General features: G+C 61.7%; 14 protein-coding genes and 1 pseudogene. 5 read left to right on the forward strand and 10 right to left on the reverse strand.

The genetic code is table 11. The features are described 5' to 3' along the window. Positions 1 to 296: 296 nt before the first annotated feature. Positions 297 to 2,189, forward strand: coding sequence for a penicillin-binding protein 2 (gene mrdA, locus JBO08_RS26790; RefSeq protein ID WP_220075240.1), 1,893 nt, complete (start codon positions 297 to 299; stop codon positions 2,187 to 2,189). A gap of 1 nt (position 2,190) precedes the next feature. Here mrdA and JBO08_RS26795 read toward each other — a convergent pair whose 3' ends face one another. Next, complete coding sequence (locus tag JBO08_RS26795; RefSeq protein ID WP_065874594.1) at positions 2,191 to 2,592, reverse strand: GFA family protein; 402 nt, start codon at positions 2,590 to 2,592, stop codon at positions 2,191 to 2,193. Between the two features lie 97 nt (positions 2,593 to 2,689). On the opposite strand from JBO08_RS26795, the gene JBO08_RS26800 reads away from it, so the two are divergent. Then, positions 2,690 to 3,157 carry an SRPBCC family protein gene (locus JBO08_RS26800; RefSeq protein WP_049709134.1) on the forward strand — a complete coding sequence of 156 codons (468 nt, stop codon included), beginning with the start codon at positions 2,690 to 2,692 and terminating at the stop codon, positions 3,155 to 3,157. A 42-nt stretch (positions 3,158 to 3,199) separates the two neighbouring features. On the opposite strand, the pseudogene JBO08_RS26805 reads toward JBO08_RS26800, so the two are convergent. Further along, positions 3,200 to 3,787 (reverse strand): annotated as a pseudogene (locus JBO08_RS26805) (hypothetical protein). Positions 3,788 to 3,932: 145 nt separating this feature from the next. Here JBO08_RS26805 and JBO08_RS26810 point away from each other — a divergent pair. The 3 genes from JBO08_RS26810 to JBO08_RS26820 all read left to right on the forward strand — a co-directional run bounded on the left by JBO08_RS26810 (position 3,933) and on the right by JBO08_RS26820 (position 7,735). After that, positions 3,933 to 6,290: a DNA polymerase II gene (locus tag JBO08_RS26810; RefSeq protein WP_065874595.1), complete on the forward strand. Its 2,358-nt coding sequence runs from the start codon at positions 3,933 to 3,935 to the stop codon at positions 6,288 to 6,290. 66 nt (positions 6,291 to 6,356) lie between these two features. Next, positions 6,357 to 6,989, forward strand: a complete 633-nt coding sequence (locus JBO08_RS26815) for a glutathione S-transferase N-terminal domain-containing protein (RefSeq protein ID WP_065889176.1) — start codon at positions 6,357 to 6,359, stop codon at positions 6,987 to 6,989. 164 nt (positions 6,990 to 7,153) lie between these two features. Further along, a complete protein-coding gene (locus tag JBO08_RS26820) occupies positions 7,154 to 7,735 on the forward strand; it encodes a DUF4174 domain-containing protein (RefSeq protein ID WP_065874597.1) in 582 nt (193 codons plus the stop codon). Positions 7,736 to 7,981: 246 nt separating this feature from the next. Here the strand turns inward: JBO08_RS26820 and JBO08_RS26825 are convergent, their stop codons facing one another. The 8 genes from JBO08_RS26825 to JBO08_RS26860 are packed head-to-tail and all read right to left on the reverse strand — an operon-like array spanning position 7,982 to position 18,712. After that, a complete protein-coding gene (locus JBO08_RS26825) occupies positions 7,982 to 9,031 on the reverse strand; it encodes an acyltransferase family protein (RefSeq protein ID WP_220075241.1) in 1,050 nt (349 codons plus the stop codon). A gap of 22 nt (positions 9,032 to 9,053) precedes the next feature. Further along, positions 9,054 to 10,463 (reverse strand): lipid II flippase MurJ, encoded by a 1,410-nt coding sequence (locus JBO08_RS26830; protein ID WP_220075242.1) that lies wholly within the window; start codon positions 10,461 to 10,463, stop codon positions 9,054 to 9,056. Continuing rightward, entirely contained in the window at positions 10,463 to 11,890 is a 1,428-nt protein-coding gene (locus JBO08_RS26835; RefSeq protein ID WP_309304245.1) for an O-antigen ligase family protein, read from the reverse strand. Before JBO08_RS26835 ends, JBO08_RS26830 begins: the two co-directional genes overlap by 1 nt. Before the next feature lie 2 nt (positions 11,891 to 11,892). Beyond that, entirely contained in the window at positions 11,893 to 12,996 is a 1,104-nt protein-coding gene (locus tag JBO08_RS26840; protein WP_220075244.1) for a glycosyltransferase family 1 protein, read from the reverse strand. Then, positions 12,987 to 14,204 carry a glycosyltransferase family 4 protein gene (locus tag JBO08_RS26845; protein ID WP_065874601.1) on the reverse strand — a complete coding sequence of 406 codons (1,218 nt, stop codon included), beginning with the start codon at positions 14,202 to 14,204 and terminating at the stop codon, positions 12,987 to 12,989. Before JBO08_RS26845 ends, JBO08_RS26840 begins: the two co-directional genes overlap by 10 nt. Before the next feature lie 8 nt (positions 14,205 to 14,212). Continuing rightward, a complete protein-coding gene (locus JBO08_RS26850; RefSeq protein ID WP_065889186.1) occupies positions 14,213 to 15,541 on the reverse strand; it encodes a GH39 family glycosyl hydrolase in 1,329 nt (442 codons plus the stop codon). Next, positions 15,531 to 16,721: a glycosyltransferase gene (locus tag JBO08_RS26855; RefSeq protein WP_065889188.1), complete on the reverse strand. Its 1,191-nt coding sequence runs from the start codon at positions 16,719 to 16,721 to the stop codon at positions 15,531 to 15,533. Before JBO08_RS26855 ends, JBO08_RS26850 begins: the two co-directional genes overlap by 11 nt. Beyond that, positions 16,721 to 18,712 (reverse strand): exopolysaccharide transport family protein, encoded by a 1,992-nt coding sequence (locus JBO08_RS26860; RefSeq protein ID WP_065874604.1) that lies wholly within the window; start codon positions 18,710 to 18,712, stop codon positions 16,721 to 16,723. Before JBO08_RS26860 ends, JBO08_RS26855 begins: the two co-directional genes overlap by 1 nt. Position 18,713: the final 1 nt, after the last annotated feature.

Here is an 18,713-nt window from a genome sequence, read left to right on the forward strand (position 1 = left end):
TGGGGTTTCCCCATGTGAGAGTAGGTCATCGTCAAGATTAAATTCCAGAACCCCTGTTTGCTAACGCAAACAGGGGTTTTGTTTTGGGCGGTCGAAAAGTGCTAGGAGGAAGGGTTTGTCACAGTTCCTGTTGCCGTAGTCCGAGCCTCCATGAAAAATCCTCCATCCAGCATACCGTTGGGGAAATCGATACAAAGTGTTTCTGCATTTTTGGTATGGTGCAGCACATTTTCACAGGGATTGATTTTTCATCCGCAGGACGCGGCGTCGACCTTCTTCAACGAGATGCTGTAGAAATGCCTGAACCGATACCGATCAAAGATCACGAAAAAGAAAACCGCCTGGTCAACAAGCGCCTGCTCGCCTGCGCACTGTTAGTGATTGGCATCACCTGCGCCTTGGTAGGCCGTATGTATTTCCTGCAGGTGGTGCAGTACGACTATCACTCCACGATTTCTGAAAACAACCGTGTCCACGTGTTGCCCATCACACCAACGCGCGGGTTGATCTATGACCGCAATGGTGTGGTGCTGGCCGACAACCGCCCCAGCTACAACTTGACCATCACCCGTGAGCGCACAACTGACCTCAAAGGTGAGCTGGACGCCATCGTCAGTTTGCTGCACCTGCCGACTGAAGACCGCGCTGTGTTCGACAAGGCGCTGAAACAGGCACGCCACCCCTTCGTGCCTGTGACATTGTTTTACGAGCTGACCGAAGAACAGATCGCGCTGCTGGCTGTGAATGAATTCCGCCTGCCTGGCGTAGACGTAGAGCCGCAATTCGTTCGCCACTATCCTCTGGGTGCCCACTTTGCCCACTCCATCGGGTATGTGGGGCGGATCAATGAGAAAGAATCCAAAGCCCTCGACTCTGTGGAGTATCGCGGTACGCAATCCATCGGCAAGACCGGTATCGAGCGCTTCTACGAGTCCGAGCTGCACGGTCACGTAGGCTATGAAGAAGTCGAGACCAATGCTCAGGGCCGCGTACTTCGCGTGCTCAAGCACACGGATCCGATCCCGGGCAAAAACATTGTGCTGAGCCTCGACGTTCACCTTCAGGAAGCGGCAGAAGAAGCCCTTGGTGATCGCCGTGGCTCGGTGGTTGCCCTCGACCCGCAAACCGGGGAAGTGCTGGCCATGGTCAGCAAGCCGAGTTTCGACCCAAACCTGTTCGTCACCGGCATCAGCTTCAAGGAATATGCCGCATTGCACGACTCCATCGACCGGCCACTGTTCAACCGGGTCCTTAGAGGACTTTACGCACCGGGCTCGACCATCAAGCCCGAAGTCGCCATTGCCGGCCTCGACAGCGGTGTCGTCACACCGCAAACCCGCGTCTTTGACCCCGGTTACTATCAACTGCCGGATTTTGACCACAAATACCGCAACTGGAACCACAGCGGCGACGGCTGGGTAGACATGGATGCCGCCATCATGCGCTCCAACGACACCTACTTTTACGACCTGGCCCACAAGCTCGGCATCGACCGCCTGCATGACTACTTGGCGGAATTCGGCCTGGGCCAGAAAGTGTCGCTGGATATGTTCGAAGAGTCAGCTGGCCTGATGCCATCCCAGGCCTGGAAGCGCGCCACAAGGCGTCAGCCGTGGTTCCCGGGTGAAACCGTGATCCTCGGCATCGGCCAGGGCTATATGCAAGTGACGCCGCTGCAGCTGGCCCAGGCCACTGCGTTGATCGCCAACAAAGGTGTGTGGAACCGACCGCATCTGGCCAAGACCATCAACGGCGTGCCGCCCGTGGATGAAAACCCCATGCCTAACGTGGTTCTTAAGGACCCCCGCGATTGGGAACAGGTCAACCATGGCATGCAACTGGTGATGCACGATCCACGCGGTATTGCCCGCGCGGCCGCACAAGGAGCGCAATACCGCATTGCCGGCAAGAGTGGTACGGCGCAAGTGGTGGCGATCAAGCAGGGTGAGCGTTACAACCGCGAAAAGACCCTGGAGCGCCACCGTGACAATGCCTTGTTCGTCGGCTTCGCGCCAGCGGAGCACCCAAAAATCGTGATCTCGGTGATGATCGAAAACGGCGAGGCCGGCGGCCGCGTCGCGGGGCCGGTAGTGCGTCAGATTATGGATGCCTGGTTGCTCGATCAGGAAGGCCACCTGAAGCCGCAATATGCAACCCCGGCCAAGGCGCCTGGCGACCCAAAGGTTTAAATCAAACCTGCCATTCCTCCCACTGCTCTACGCCTTCGTAGGCAAGCCAGGGCACATCATGGGCTGTCCAGATATGCGCGGTGGGCGTGACGCCTGGATCATCATCCAGCGTCGCCACCCGCACGATGACATGGGGTTGATGCCCACGCTCTGCCATCAGATGTGAGCCACAGCGCGAGCAGAAATGCCTGAGTTTGCCTGGCGAAGATTCGAAAGACGCCAGCAGCTCCACGCCCCGCGTCCAGCGAAAGTGTTCGCGCATCACGCCGGCCGTCGCCACAAAGGCCGCCGCGTGCACCTTGCGGCAGCTGTTGCAGTGGCAATGGCTGATGGGCATGTCGAGGCAGTCCACCTGGTAGCGCACGCCTTTGCAGAAGCAACTTCCATTCAATGGGTCAGTCATAACGTATTGCCGGTTCAAGGAAGGGTCATCATCATTGCTTACAACCCCAGGTTGCGCATTGTTTGATGTCGCCTACTGTCAATGGAGGAGGTGACTTATGCACGTATTAGATCGCATAGAACGTAAAGTCCTGCTCGACGCATCACGTAAACAGGTGTGGGAAGCCCTCACCGACGCCGAGCAATTCGGCGATTGGTTTGGTATCGCCCTCAAAGGTAAGACCTTCGTTGTGGGGCAAAGCATCGAAGCGCCGATCACTTATCCGGGTTACGAGCATGTGGCCTGGAAGGCCAGGATCGAACGCATCCTGCCGCAAACGTTGTTCTCTTTCTGGTGGCACCCTTTTGCGGTAGAGGCGGGGGTCGACTACGACCAGGAAACCCCGACACTGGTGGAATTTACCATCGAGGACCGTGCACCGGGCATTCTGCTGCGTGTGGTCGAGTCCGGTTTTGACACTGTGCCCGAAGCCCGTCGGCAAAAAGCCTTCAAAATGAACTCCCGGGGCTGGGATGAGCAAATGGGCAACATCGAAACTTACCTGAGCCAAGCCCGTCAGGCTTGACCGCAACGGGCATCAGGGTTGATGCCCGCCTCTGCACCGTACTCAGCTTTCGTGAGCGGTGGTGATCTCCAGGGTGTCGGTGTAAGTCACCACCACACTCTGCCCGACTTTAAGGTCTTTGAGGCCGGCGCGAATCTCCGGTTTTTCAACGTTCAACACTTTCGTCGCACCCGCTGGATTCTCCAGGGTCACCTGGTTTTTCTTCAGGTCGATATGGGTAATCTTCAGTTGCACCTGCACCTGGCGGAAGGCTGCACCGCCGGGGTTGGGGTTGTCGGCAATGGCACGGATTACGCCGGTTTTTTCGCTGGCATCCGGTGCGCTCTTGTCTACGTCGGTATCCAGCACGGCCGCGACCGAGTGTGTGGTCAGCACCTTGACCTAGTCGCCGACCTTGAGGTTTCCCAGGTCCTTGGCAGCGTCGGTGAGTTGCACATGCACCTCACGGCCCTCAGCGCCTGCAAGCACAACCTGATGCTTGGCCGCGTCCACCGCCAGCACCTTTGTGGTGACTTCATCGGCTTCAAGGGATTTGGACAGCGGGATATCGGCGGCGTGGGCCACCAGGTGGCCGGCGGACAGGAGGGTAGCCAGGGCAACCGCCTGGCGCAGGGAACGAGATAGCCTCATTGATGAGACTTCCATGTGAGAGGAGTCTTGAGTCTAGTGATGAGTCAGCGATGCGCAAATTCTTCTTTCGCGCACTTAGCCTGCCGCGTGATCGCGGATGCCGAGTAGAATCACGCCCTGAAAGCGATTCCTGAGGTGCGTTACGGTGGATTTACAGCAGGGTTTTGTCCTGACCCGGCATTGGCGTGATACCCCGGCGGGCACGGAGGTGAGCTTTTGGCTGGCGACCGACCACGGCCCTAGGTTTATACGCCTACCCGTGCAGACCTCGGTGATGTTCATCCCCGAAGCCCATCGCAAGCCGCTGGATTGGCTGCTCAAGGGTGAGCGCGATATCGAATTGCGCCCGTTGCAGCTGTGCGATTTTCATCATCGCCCGGTCCTGGGTCTCTACACCCGCCAGCACCGCCAGGCGATGGACGTGGAAAAACGCCTGCGCGCTGCCGGTGTGGATGTCTACGAAGGTGACGTGCGCCCGCCCGAGCGCTACATGATGGAGCGTTTCATCACCGCACCGGTGTGGTTCGGTGGCACTCCCGACGCAAACGGCGTGCTCTGCGACGCGCAGATGAAACCCGCGCCCGACTACCGCCCGCCGCTGAAACTGGTGTCCCTCGACATCGAGACCACTGCCCAGGGCGATCTCTATTCCATCGCCCTCGAAGGCTGCGGCGAGCGCCAGGTGTACATGCTCGGCCCGCCGAACAAAACCGACGCGGTGAACTTCAAGCTCGACTACTGCGACACCCGCGTGCAATTGCTCGAACGCCTCAACCAATGGCTTGCCCAGCACGACCCCGATGCGATCATCGGTTGGAACGTGGTGCAGTTCGACCTGCGTGTCCTCCACGAACACGCCCAGCGCCTCAACGTGCCGCTGATGCTTGGTCGTGGCGAAGAGCCGATGGCCTGGCGCGAACACGGTAGCCGTAATCACTACTTCGCAGCGGCGCCGGGGCGGCTGATCATTGATGGCATCGAGGCCCTGCGCTCGGCGACCTGGAGCTTCGAATCGTTCAGCCTGGAGAACGTCGCGCAAACCCTGTTGGGCGAGGGCAAGGACATCTCCACGCCATACCAGCGCATGGACGAAATCAACCGCATGTTCGCCGAGGACAAGCCCGCCCTGGCACGCTACAACCTCAAGGACTGCGAGCTGGTCACGCGGATTTTCGAGAAGACTGAACTGCTCAAGTTCCTGTTGGAGCGCGCCAGCGTCACCGGGTTGCCGGCTGATCGCAACGGTGGCTCTGTCGCCGCGTTCACCCATTTGTATATGCCGTTGATGCACCGCCAGGGCTTTGTCGCGCCAAACCTGGGCGACAAACCACCCCAGGCCAGCCCCGGCGGGTTTGTCATGGACTCGCGCCCCGGCCTCTACGAATCGGTGTTGGTGCTCGATTACAAAAGCCTCTACCCGTCAATCATCCGCAGTTTCCTGATCGACCCGGTGGGCCTGATCGAAGGCCTCAAGTACCCCGATGACAGTACGTCGGTGGAAGGCTTTCGCGGGGCGCGTTTTTCCCGCACCCGGCACTGCCTGCCCTCAATCGTCGCGCGGGTTTCCGAAGGCCGCGAAGTGGCCAAGCGCGAACACAACGCGCCGCTGTCCCAGGCCCTGAAAATCATCATGAACGCCTTCTACGGCGTACTCGGTTCCAGCGGCTGCCGTTTCTTCGATACGCGGCTCGCTTCGTCAATCACCCTGCGCGGTCATCAGATCATGCGCCAGACCCGCGAACTGGTCGAAGCCCAAGGCTATGAGGTGATCTACGGCGACACCGACTCCACCTTCGTCTGGCTCGGCAGTGCGCATTCCCAGGAAGAGGCCAGCGGCATCGGACGGGCGTTGGTGCAGCACGTCAACGACTGGTGGCACGAGCACCTGCAAACGGCGTTCGGCCTGCAAAGCGCCCTGGAATTGCAATACGAAACCCACTTCACGCGCTTCCTCATGCCCACCATTCGTGGCGCGGAGGAGGGCAGCAAGAAGCGCTACGCCGGCCTTGTCGTGCGTAGCGATGGCAGCGAAGAAATGGTTTACAAAGGCCTGGAAACCGTGCGCAGCGACTGGTCGCCCCTGGCTCGCCGATTCCAGCAGGAGCTGTACCAGCGCATTTTCCATCGCCTGCCCCATCAGGACTACATACGCGACTACGTGCGCCGTACCCTGAGCGGCGAATTCGATGAGTTGCTGATCTACCGCAAACGGCTGCGCCGACGGCTGGACGATTACGAGCGCAACGTGCCGCCGCATGTGCGTGCTGCGCGCCTGGCGGACGAATACAACGACCGCCTGAACCGCCCCCGTCAATACCAGCGCGGTGGCTGGATCAGCTACGTGATCAGCGTCAACGGCCCGGAACCCCTCGAAGTGCGGCAAGCACCCATCGACTACGACCACTACGTCACCCGGCAATTGCAGCCGGTGGCCGACGCGATCCTGCCGTTTGTGAATGACGATTTCAGCACGCTGGTCGGCGGGCAAATGGGCTTGTTTTAAAACACTTGATTCGACTCCGTGGTTACTTGCACTCTTGGGCACAGGCACCGCTAGGAGGACAGGCCCATGTACACGCTCTACGGCATCGACGAATCCGGTTCCTGCATGATTGAAATCGCCCTGCAACGATGTGCGGTGCCGTGGCGAAGGGTAGACGCGGCCTCCTGGGCGGAAGGTGAGGGCAGTGATGAGCTGGCCCGTATCAACCCGCTCAAACAGGTGCCCACCCTGGTCACCCCCGACGGCCAAGTGCTGACGGAAAGCGCAGCGATCCTGATCCACCTGGGCCTGGAGTTTCCCGGCTCCGACCTGCTGGCCGGAAACCGTGCGCAGATCATTCGCGGCCTGGTGTATATCGCAGCCAATTGCTATTCGGCGATCGGCATTATCGACTACCCGCAACGCTGGATCGGCGACGTCGACGAAACGGTGCAGGCGCAGCTTGTTGCGGGCACCCGGCGCTACCTGCACCAGGCCTGGGTGGTATTTGCCGATCAGTTTGCCGGGCAGTTGTTTGGCCCGAACCACACGCCGAATGCACTGGGCTTGATGGCCGCAGCGGTGTCGCGCTGGGACGAGGCACGGGACGCGTTGAACGGGCTGGCGCCGAGCTTTGCGCAGAGCCTGGGGCAAGTGGATGCCGATCCCATTGTCGCCCCCGTATTTGCGAGGCATTGGCCGGAGTGGAAGGTCGCATGATGTTTCCGCAATCAGTGGAAACAATGACGGTTGAACCCATCAAACCCTTGCGCAGCGGGCGCCCTGACCTACGCTTTCTTAAAGTGGTGTAGGAATCATCCTTGAATTTGACTGTCGCAGACATGAAACTCAAGAACCCTGCATGGAATTCAAAGGAGGTGCGCATGCTCATCCGGTCGCTGACCCTGGCTACCTTGATGGCTTTAACGGGGCCGCTGTTGGCTGCTGATGATATCAACCCGCTCAAGCAGGACTTGGGCAAAGCCCGGCCGCTGGTGGTGGTGGAGCTTGATTCTGGCAACGACACCTTGGCGACCCTCAAGAAACAGTTGGACGAGCCTGCGACCAAGCAGTCCTTTGAAGAGCGCAGCATGGTGTTCTACACCGTGAAATTCGGCAGCATCGGTGCCGAAGGGGAGAAGTTTGCCAAGGACCCAAAGGACAACAAAAAGCTCACGCCGCCTGAAACCAACGCGCTGATTCGTGCCCTCAAACTGGGCGCCGGCAGTGGCACTAAAGTGATCCTGGTGGGCAAGGACGGTGAGAAGAAAGTCGAGAAGACCGTGCCACCGGATACCCTTGATCTGAAGGAGTTCTTCAGCGCCATTGACCAGATGCCGATGGCCGAAAAAGAAGCTGCCGCCGCTGCAGAACCTGAACCCGCAGCCCCCGCTGCTGCGCCGGCCAAGGGTGCCAAACCGGCCAAGCACGGCAGCAAGCCAGCCCCGCAACAACTCGACGACTGAAATAAACAACCCACTGTGGGAGCGGGCTTGCCCGCGATGGCTATAAGTACCTACACAACCCTGTAGTGAGCGGGCTTGCCCCGCGCTGGGTGGCGAAGCCGCCCCCATAGAGGCACCGCCGAGTTCCAGACAAAACCAAGTCGCCTGGTTTGGGGCGGCTTCGCCACCCAGCGCGGGGCAAGCCCGCTCACTACAGGTTGCTCTCGAGATGTGTAGCTACCAATGCCGCGCATCTTCCAGTGTTCCTTAAGTTGCCGCCTTCTCCCCGGTCGCCTTACGCAACGGAAAGTAGAAAAACCGCAAAAACGCCACCCGCTTGATCACTTCCCCGATCAACAACGGCACCACCACCGCCACCACAAAACTCACGCACGCCGCCGGCAGCGCAGGCAGCCCCAAGCGCTCCATCAGGTCGAAGGTCTTGTGCTGGATCTCGCCGTGGAAGATCAGCAGGATCAAGGTGTTCTGGCCGATGTAGGTCATGGCCCGCGTGACCCTGTCTGAGACCATCATTACTCGCGCCAGTGCCCAGCAGGCGTACACGCCGATCGCGGCCGACAGGGTGGTCCAGAACCAGTGGTCGTAGCGCCGCTGCGCCAGGTCCATGGTGTCCCAGGTGAAGGTGAACACCAGGGCAAACGACGCGATCGAGACCAACAGCGTCAGCCAGGAACCCGAGTGCCGGCGCAACCAATCGCGCAACAGGTAGCCGACAATGAAGTAAGTGCTGCTGATCAGCGTGATATCCAGGCTGAACGGCAGGCCGGGCAGCACCCACGTATGCTCGCCCAAGGTGACCGGCAGTTGCCAGAACCACGGCAGCATCCAGGCGCCCACGATCAATTGCAGTGCCACCAGCGCGAGGCTCAACCACAGCGACAGCTTCAAGCGCTGGATCAACCGCAGCATCACCCAACTGAACAGGATCGCCACCCAGAAGTGCGGCAGAAACCACAGCGCCTGCCACGGGATGGTGTCCACCGAGGCATACAGCACGCCACCCACATCCGGTAGCAGCGGCTGGCCGCGCAGAATGCTGCGCACGATCACATAGGTGAGCATGGTGAAGAAAAACGGCTTGAGCAGGCCATCGGCCTTGCGCACCGCCATCTCCACGAACGGTTGTTCAGGCTTGAAGAATACCCCGGACAAAAAGAAGAACAACGGCAAGATAAACGACGCCAGTACCGGGTACAGCAAGTCCGGCGAGGTGGCGACGAACCAGCTGTGGGCAAATACGATCACCAGGATGCCGATACCCTTGGCAATATCCATTTGAATCCAGCGATGTTTCATCTGAGTCGTCCCGATTGATCGTTCATGCCTTGCGCCACGGCTTCAGCCACAGCCCCATCCCGAGCAACACCACCGCGCCGGCCAGGGTGCTCAGCCCCAGTTGCAGCCACACGTCTTCAACCCGAAACAGCGCCAGCGCCGCCGCGCCCATCAGCACTGCGCTGAGCAGCCAATGCCGAGCCCAGTGCAGGGCGCCAAGCAAGGCCTGGCGCTGCATCAGCAGTAGCGCGGTGCAGATCACCCCGGCCAGCGCAGCCAGGGGAATGCCCGCCATGCCGAACACAAAAGGCAGAGCGCTGAGCAGCAGCACATTGACCAGGCTACCGAGCAATTCGCAGCGCAGTGGCTGGCGCGTATCGCCGGCGGCATAGGCATAGCGCGCGAGCAAGGCGTTCCAGGCGCCGAACACCAGTGGCACAGCAAACCAGGCCAGCAACAGCGGCAACGGCGAGTCCACCGATTGCTTGGGCAGCAGCAACGCCACCAGGCTCGGTGCCGCTGCCACCAGGCCAACGCCAGCGGGCAGGGTCAGCACGCTGGCGGTTTCCAGGCCGCGCTTGAGCAGGGCCAGGCGTTCATCGCCCTGGCGACGGCTCATCATGCCCAGCAGCACCTGGTTGAGGCTCATTAGCGCAATCAGCGGCAGGTTCATCAGCTTGCGCGCCAGGTTGACCCAGGTCACCGCGCCTTCCCCCAGCAACGACGCCACCAGCCGCTCGATCAGCGCCAGGCCCTGGCTCGCGCCATTGCTCAACAACAGCGGGCCGATGCGCTGACCCAACTCCCGTAGTGGCGCCAATGACAATTGCCAATGCCATGGCCGCCAACCCTGACGCCACATCGACGGCAGCAGCGCCAACGGCATCAACACGCTGCCGGCCAGGCAGGCCAGTGCCAGGGCGTGCGGTTGGGTGGCGGTGCCTGCGAGCGCGAGGTAGGTCACCGGCGGCAGGTTGAACAACAATGAGCCCAAGCCTGCCAGCACAAAACGCTCGCTGGCCTGCAACGGAATACTGAACAGTGCATGCAGCATCAGACCCGGCACGCACCACGCGACAATCTGCAAGTTGCTGCTTGCCAACGCCGTCGCACTGGCCGCCAAGCCCGGCCCGAGCAGTTGCACCAGCCACGGCGCCACCAGCGTCAGCAGCAGGCTGATGAACAGCGCGATCAGCAGCAATGCCGGAAACAACACCGCCAACCAGCCCAGCCGCTCGTCGTCTTTGCGCGCGAGATAAAGCGGCAGCGCAGCGGCACTCAGCACACCGCCAGCCAGGGACATGCGCAACGCCTCCGGCAAAAACAGCGCGATCAGGAACGCATCACTGCGCTCACCCGCCCCCCAGGCCGCCACCAGCAACCATTCGCGGGCGAAGCCCAGGCATAAGCCCAGCAGTGTCGCCAGGGTCAGCCAGACGGCGGAGCCCAGCATCAGGGTTGCGCGCCATTAATCAGCGGTTTGCGCAACGCCACGCTTTTTACCTGTGGCAGGCGCGCCGGAAACAGTCGGCGGGCTTCCAGCACATTGATCCCCACCATCAGCCAGAACAGCGCGACCATCACCACCGCAAAGCTGAAGTAGTGGTCGAACAGGCCGCTGACCAGCGCCGAGAGAATCCCGGCGCTGGTGCCCAGCCATAGCGCATTGTCCTTAGTCAGGCGGATCGGGCCGCTGTCCGGGCGCGCTTCACGCCACCAGCGCACCGTCACCGCCACAAAAAACAGCATGCCGACGATGCCGGTCTTGTAGATGAAGTTCAGCCACAGGTTCGAGATGCCTAGCAAATGCGTGCCTGGTACGGGCGGATCGACCTTGAAGCCAATACCGAACGGGTACGACACCACCGCCTGCGGGAACATGCGGTACTCGTCGAAACGCACTTCGGTACTGGCGTTATCCGACGAAAAGATCGTCGCCAGGCGCTCCTGCAACGGTGGATAAGCCATCACCAACGCCACCGTCAGCGCCGCGCCGATCATCAGCAGGCGGCCGGTGTAGGGCACCCGGCGCGTGGCCATCCACAGCAGCACCAATGCCAGGCTGACCATCGCGCCGCGGCTGCTGGCCAACAGCAGCGCCGCCGCGCCCAGGCACGCCACGCTCAGGCCCAGCGCGCGTTTCCAGCCTTGCTCGGTCATGCCGAAACAGAAGGCCAGGGGCAGCAGCAACGCCATGATCCCGCCGATGGCATTCGGGTGCATCCACGGCGAGCCCATGCGCGAAGACATGGCCTCCAGGCCAAACTTCAACATGTCGAAGTTGGCGTAGTTGAACAGCCCCAGGATCGGCGCAATGCCGGCCCCGGAGCGCGTGCGCACAAACACTGCAATCGACAGCACCAGCATCGCCAGGCTGCCCAGCAGCAGGGCGATTACCAGCGATTCGCGGTGCTTGTGGTCCACCAGCAATTTGGCGCAGAGGAATACCGCCGACAGGCTCAACAACCAGCGCAACCAGTTGGCCACACCGCTGGTGTCGGCGTGGATGGTGACCTGGCCGACGATAAACGGGAACACACTGAACAGCATCAGCCACAGCAGCATCTGGTCGGTAGGCCGGCGGGAGAGGCTCGGTGTGTCGGGCAAGCGTGCCAGGAAGTTGTGCCACAGCACCGCGCCCCATGTCAGCGCCAGGATGGCTTCGCTGACGGTACTGCGAATGCCCAGGTTGACCGTGGAGTACGGCATGAACGTGGCGATCAGGGCAAACAGCAACAAGCCCCAGAGCGGAAAGCGCAGAATGGTCACGGTCCCGGCCAGGCCGATCACGGCGAGGAACGCCTTGGCCGGTGACAGCAGCAGCGCGAGGGCGCCAAACAGCAGGCCGAAGAGGATCGCGAAGAGGCTGGGCAAGTTTATTTTCACTTCAGCTCCTCAATCAGTTCGCCCAGGCGCCTGCGATAGGCGTGATGGTTGAAGCGCTCCGCCCACTGGCGCTGTTGCTCGGGCAATTCCTCATTGGCGCGTTCGCCCAGGCTGATCATCAACTGCGTCAGTGCCGGGCCATCGGTGGGCGAGAAGCGCGGTGCCGACGGCGGGGTGATTTCATCCAGCGACGTACCGCTGGCCACCGCCACCGGGGTGCCCACGCTCAGGGCTTCGATCACAGGCAGACCAAAACCCTCGGCATACGAAGGTTGCCACAAGCGCGATGCCCGGCGGTACAGCGCGTGCAATTCGGCATCCGACACGCCACTCAGCGCGCGAATGCCCGGCAGGCTGCGCTGGGCTTCGGGCAAATGGTCGAGGCTGCCCACCAGCACCAAATCCGGCACGGCAGGGGATTGGCGTCGCGCTTTCTGCCAGGCCTCCACCAGGAATGGCACGTTTTTGCGCAGCTCGCGGGTGCCCACCAGCAGCCAGTAGTGCTCGGGGAGTTGGCGGGCGCTGAGGTCCGCCGCCAGTTCAGAAAACCCATCGACCTGATTGGGCAGCACACGAATCTTGCCCGCCGACTTGGGAAACAACCGCACCGTTTCATCGGCACTGTATTGCGACGGCGTCCACACCCGGTCGGCGCTGTGCACCGCGTAGGCAATCGACAGGCGATCGCTGGTCTTGTAGATCAGCGCCTTCAAACGGTTGGCGTGGTAGTTGTCAAGGGTGATTTGAAACAGGTCATGCAGCAGCACCACGGTGCGCAATCCTTTCGGCTTGGGCGGCAACGGCAGGCCCATGTTAAAGGTGCTGATGTACAGATCGATATGCTGCTCACGCAACGCGCGCGGTAGAAAACCGGCCTCGAAACGCAGGCGATTCTGCGGCTGGTGCATGGCGGTCTTCGCGCAGCCCCAGGCTGGGCAGTGGGCCTGCAAACGGGTTTCATCGCCCAGGGGCGCCACGGTAAACCGTTCAAGCTCAATGCCCGGCAGGCTGTGCAGGGCGCTTTCCAGCGCGTACACCTGGCGGCTGATGCCCGATTGCGGCGAGGTGCCGACGGTGCGGTAATCCAGGCCTACACGCATACGGGCTCCTTTTGATTCAACGGCGAAAGGCTCGCGTACACCTGCTCCAGCTGGCTGGCGGCGACGCTCCAGTCATGGGCGCGACGCACGTACGCGCGTCCCGCTTCACCCATGGGCACGGCGGCATCGGGGAACTGCAGCAGGCGCACCACGGCGTCTGCCAGGCTCGCGGCGGTCTGTCCGCCCAGGTAGTCCAGGCCTTCTACCAGGTCGAGCCCCGAGACACCTTGCTCGGTACTCGCCAGCGGCAGGCCGGCGGCCAAGGCTTCAAGCACCTTGAGTTTGGAACCGCCGCCATGGCGCAACGGCGCAAGAAAAACCGAGCAACTCGATTGCAGGTCTATCAGGTTGGGCACAAAACCTTGCCACTCAATGCGCGGGTCCTGCCAGCGCTCGCGCCAGCTGGCTGGCATGCCGAAACCACACACGCTCATGCGTGCCTGCGGGCAGCGTTCCCAGACCTTGGGCAGGATCTCATCCAGCGCCCACTCGATAGCGTCCACATTGGGGGCGTATTCGTAATTGCCCAGGAACAGCACGCGGCGTGCCGATGGATCGGGACGGGCCACCGCGAAGTGATCGCAATCCACGCCATTGACCACCACCGACACCGGTTTTCCGGCGATCTTCGTCAGGGTCTGTGCATCGCTGTCAGTCACCGCCACGACCTGCGTGGCCTGGCGCATCACACGACGTTCCCAGCGCGTGTAGCGCCATTGATCGTAGCGAATGAAGGGCAGCGCCCAGCTCGGCAAACGGTCATAGGTGGCCGCGCCGAGGGCCGACTCGACATTGTGTTCGGTCAGCACGAACGGCTGGGATTTACGCGCCAGCGCGTCCTCGTAAGGCTGGAAGCTGTAGCTGTGCTCAACCTGCACCACGTCCCAATGGTCACCCAGCAACCAGTTGAAGGTTTCCTGCAGTTCATTCGACAGGCCATTCACACTGGCCAGCAGCGGGTAGGGTGCAAACAGCCCGGCCACGAGGGTCTTCACACTGCGCAACGGGCGGCGCGGCAGGATGATCAGTTGTTCGAGAAATGCTTCCAGCACCTGGCGGTCTGTGAGGGAGACCGGGTGCTTGTCATGCAGCAGCAGGGTGATCCGATGCCCGCGCGCGGCCAGGCTGCGCAGCAGGTGAAACTGGCGCGTCTTGCCGCCGCTGGTGGCGGGCCAGGGTGAGTAGGGCAGGATCCATAAAATACGCATCGCAGGCCTCAATCCCATAACAGAATTTGCAGGTTCGACTTGACCGGTACAGTCAGGCCGTTGGTGCCGCTCACCGGGGTCTGGGTGCCGCGCAACGGGTCGTACAGGGTGGCGCTGGCCAGGCCCGGCAAATGTGCGTTGCCGCCCTGGGCCGACCAGAAAAACCACAGCTTGCGCCCGTCCGCACGGGTCCAGCCGATGCTGAACAAACCGCCGGGCAACTGGTCGGCAACCGGTGGGTCGCCCGGCGTGAGTTGCGGCCCGCTGACGTCGAGGAAGTTTTTCAGCGCGGTGTAGGCGGGCTTGGGGTTGGCGTCGATATCGAGCAGGCCATACGACTGGTCGCGCACGCTGGCGCGCTGGTCGAGGTCGCTGAGGGTGAACAGGAAGATTTTGTCGTAATCCATCGCGCTCATCAGCGCCACGCGCCGCACGATGTAATCGGCCTGGGCTTTTAGCGTGATGATGTCCTGGGCGTCTTTTGGCCCAGGGTAAGTCGACCAGCCCCACTCGGTGCTCCACAGGGTTTGCACGCCGCCGTTGCGCAGGGCCTGGTTGAGTTGGGTGGTCTTGGCGATGAAGTCCAGGTTCGCCGGATCGTTGCCTTCAGGCAGTTGGGTGTAGGGGTGATAGGAAATTACCGTATTCAAGCTGGCCACACCCAGCGCACCGAGGGCCGCGAGCATGGTCTGCCCATTAGGCATTTCACTGAAGAACGCCATACCAGCGGCCACCACCGGTTTGTTCGGGTTCACGGTGCGCAAGGCATTGGCGGTGGTCGTCAACAGGGCGGCATAACCGGCCGGGTCCGCCACCGGGCGCCAGAAGCCCAGCAGGTTCGGCTCGTTCCACACCTGCCAGGCATCCACACTGGGATAACGCTGGGCCAACAGCGCCATGCGGTTGGCGAACACGTTCGGATCCTTGGGCGGGTACTGATCCTGATACGGCGCACCGGCTGGCGCGGTGGTCGCGAAGGGCGCCGAGCCGACCAGGTAGAACACCGACTTGAGCTGGTTGTCCTGCAACTTGCCGACCAACTGATCCAGGGTTGCGACCTGGTACTGGTTCTCGGCAGGTTCAAGCTGATCCCAGTGCAGATCTAGGCGCACCCATTCCAGGCCCAGGGCCTTTAGGCGGTCGATCTGCATCTGGTAACGCGCAGGGCTGAACCACAGGAATTGCGCGTTCACCCCCAGGAAATCCTTCCACACCACGACCTTGCTGCCCTTGAGCACATGGTTCTCGGCATCGGCCTGGCGCCCCCACAAAAACGCGCTGAGACCCAGGGCTGCGACCACCGCCAGGGTGGCCAGGTAAGTGCGTTTACGCGACATGGCGGGCTCCGACGATGGCCTCGTCAAACAGCGTGACAAATTTCTGCGCCGTCAACGGCCACAACCGTTCGCGACCAATTTCCCCGGCACGCTCGGCCCAATCCCGCGCCAGCAGCGGCGTGCGTGCCAGGCGTAACAGTTGTTCGCCGAGCGCAGCCACATCACCCTCTGGGTAAATGGCGCCGTTGCCACTGGCGACTTCCTCGGCAAACGCGCGCGCATCGGAGGTGATCGCGCCGCGCCCGCAGGCGGTCGCCCAGGACAACGCCCCACTGGTGCCGCGCTGGCGCCCGAGCAGGCCGAGTTTTTTCGATTCGCGGTACGGCAGCACCATCGCATGGTGGGCCTGGATGGTGTGGGCAATTTCATCGGCAGGCAGGTTCAGCCGCCAGTCGATGGACGCGGTCAGGCCCAGTGACGCGATCTGCGCGTTCAGTTGCTCCAGGTAATTACCGCCCGCGCCAAACGCCATCTCCGGGGCAGTGCCGCCGGCCAGGGTCAGGCGCACGCGGTCGCGTAATTCGGGGGCTTGCTTGAACACATCCGCCAGGGCCTGCACCAGGTCTTCGATGCCCTTGCCGCGGTAGATGAAGCCGAAGTACAGCAGGTGCAGCGTGTCCAGTGACGGCAGCGGTGCCGGTGTAATCGCCAGGTTGGCATGGTTGATCACCACCACTTTGCCGGCGGGCAATTGCATGCGCTGGCTCAAGCACTCGGCACCCAGGCGGGTGAGGGTCACCAGCCGGGTCAGCCCTTTGGCGACCTGGCGTTCTTCGCGCAACGTCAGCGGGTCGGCCAGCACCACGGCCGCCTGGGGCAATGGGCTGGGTAAACGCTCCAGCAAGCTCAAAGGGAACGGCAGATGCTCACGCCGCCACACCATGCGTTCCGGGTCATGCACGGTGGCGGTCAGTGGCAGTTGCGGGTAAGCCTTGCGCAGCTCGCGCAGGGCCAGGAACTCCCCCAGCCGCCCGCCGCCCAGCTCGGCGTGCACCACGTCGACGGTTTGCCAATCGAAGCCAGCAATGGCCAGCTTTATCGCCTCGGCGTTGCCCGCCACTCCGGCCAACGGCGTCAGCACCGTCACACCGAGTTGTTCCAGCGCCGTACGGAAATGGTTCGCGTAGTCGGCGATGCCGTTTTTTTCCGGTGGCAAGGGCGCGAGCAGGGCGATACGCATCAGAACGCTCCCCGGTATTTGCCAATGGTCTGCAGCACCTTGCTCGGCACTTCGAACTTGCGCCGGTTAATGATGATGCCGTCCACCTTGCCGAACGCCGTGTTGAGAATCGACAGCGCATGCTCCACCACCGGCACGGTACTTTTGCGCGCCTCCACCACCAGCGCGATCAGGTCGGCGCGGCGCAGGGTCACAAACGCATCGCGGTTAGCCAGCAACGCCGAGGCATCCAGCAGCACCACCTCGCCGGGCGCCGCCGCTTCAAGCCCTCCGACCCGCACATTGATGCCGTTTTCGGCCAGCAACTGGCGCAGTTGTTCGACCACAAAGGTCACCCCCTCGCCGTGACGCGCCGAGGTCAGCCCGAGTGTCAGGCCCTGTTCAGCGATGCGGGCGGGCTGCAGCAAACTGTACAGCCGGTAGATGCTCGCATTGAACGCGTTGGCGCTTTGCGCGGTGGTGGTGTCCAGCTCGGGCAGGGTGGTCCACAGCGGCAGGCCAAACTTGCGCTCCACCAGGCCACCGTCGTGAATACGCTGGTCGAGCAGGTAGCACAGGTAGATCACCAGCAAGCCGACGACGATCGCAAACGGGATTGCCAGGACTAGCATCACCAGGGTTTTCGGGAAGATGCGGCCTGGGTTCAAGGTTGCTTCTTCGATCACGGCAATGTTGCTGATCTGGCTGTTGTCCAGCTCACGGTCGATACGCGATTTTTCTAGGTTATCCACGTACAACGCGTAATTGCGCTCGGTGGTGTTCAGCTCGCGGGAGAGGCGGGCCAGCTCCGGTTCTATCTCCAGGGCTTGCTTGCGCTGCGCTTCCAGGTTCACCAATTGTTTCTGCTGTTGAACCAGCTGCGTGCGCAGTGCCAGGTTGTTACTGGTTTCATCCAGCAGCACGCGCTGCAAGTGGATTTCCAGGGTGTTCGGCGCGCGGTTTTCCGAGGCTTGAATGGTGTTGCTCTCGCTGGCGACCTGGACCTGCATGGCACGAATCGACGCGTCCAGGGCTTTGACCGGCGGCGCATTGTCCGTGTACGTGCGCATCATGTCGGCCTTTTCCAGCAGCTTCTGGTTAAGCAGGCGACGCAAGTCCTGCTGCTGCGGGTTCAGAGCGATCTGGCGCACCGTGGTGACTTCCTTCGGCTGGCCCTTGAGTTGATTGCGCGTGCTCTGGATTGCGCTGTCGGACGAGGCGATCAGCCGCGTAGTGTTGAAGGTCTCGCCGCGCAGTACGTTGATGCGCTCGGACAAGTCTTCCAGGCGGTCGGTGATACTCGCCGCGCCGATCTCGTTGAGGTGCGTGAGGATCTGTTGCTTGTAGCTCTTGATCTCGGTCGCGCTGTTGGCCGCCTGGCCTTCATAAAAGGCATACAGGCTCTTGCGCCCCAGGGCCTGGGTGCGTTCGTTGATATAGGTTTCGACCCAATCCTTGACCACCGCCTGGGCGATTTGTGGGTCGCCCCACTTGAAGCTGATATCCATCACCGTCGAACCGGCGGCGTGACTCACTTCAAAGTTCTTCTCCAGGCCGGCGGCCAGGCGTTCAACCGGGGTAGTCTTTTCAACCACGCCAACGGTTTCCAACACCACGCGCAGGCCATCGAATACCGCACCCACGCCGCTCTTGACGTAGTACTTGGTGCGCTTCCAGAAACCTTCCGGCGGTGGCGCGTTGTCGATCACTTCCAAGTAGTGTTCAGCCACCGCGCGCACGATCGGGCGACCGGTGAGCAGGCGCTCTTCGTCGACAATCGGGTCACGCTGCGTGCTGGGCATCACCAGCGCCTGGCGGTTGCTGATCTCGATGGGCAGGGTCGAATCCCGCCCAGGCTTGACCAGCAGGCGCGCAGTGGATTCGTACTTGGCCGGCAGCAAGAAAGCCCCCAGCAGGATGATCACCAGTGCGGCAATCGCCGCCAGTTTGAACTCGCGCCGGAAAATGAAGAACAAACGCAGAAGATCACGAAAAGAACGGATCTCGATCATA

This window comes from Pseudomonas sp. LAP_36, from assembly GCF_019456785.1.
In the GTDB taxonomy this organism is placed as follows: domain Bacteria; phylum Pseudomonadota; class Gammaproteobacteria; order Pseudomonadales; family Pseudomonadaceae; genus Aquipseudomonas; species Aquipseudomonas tritici.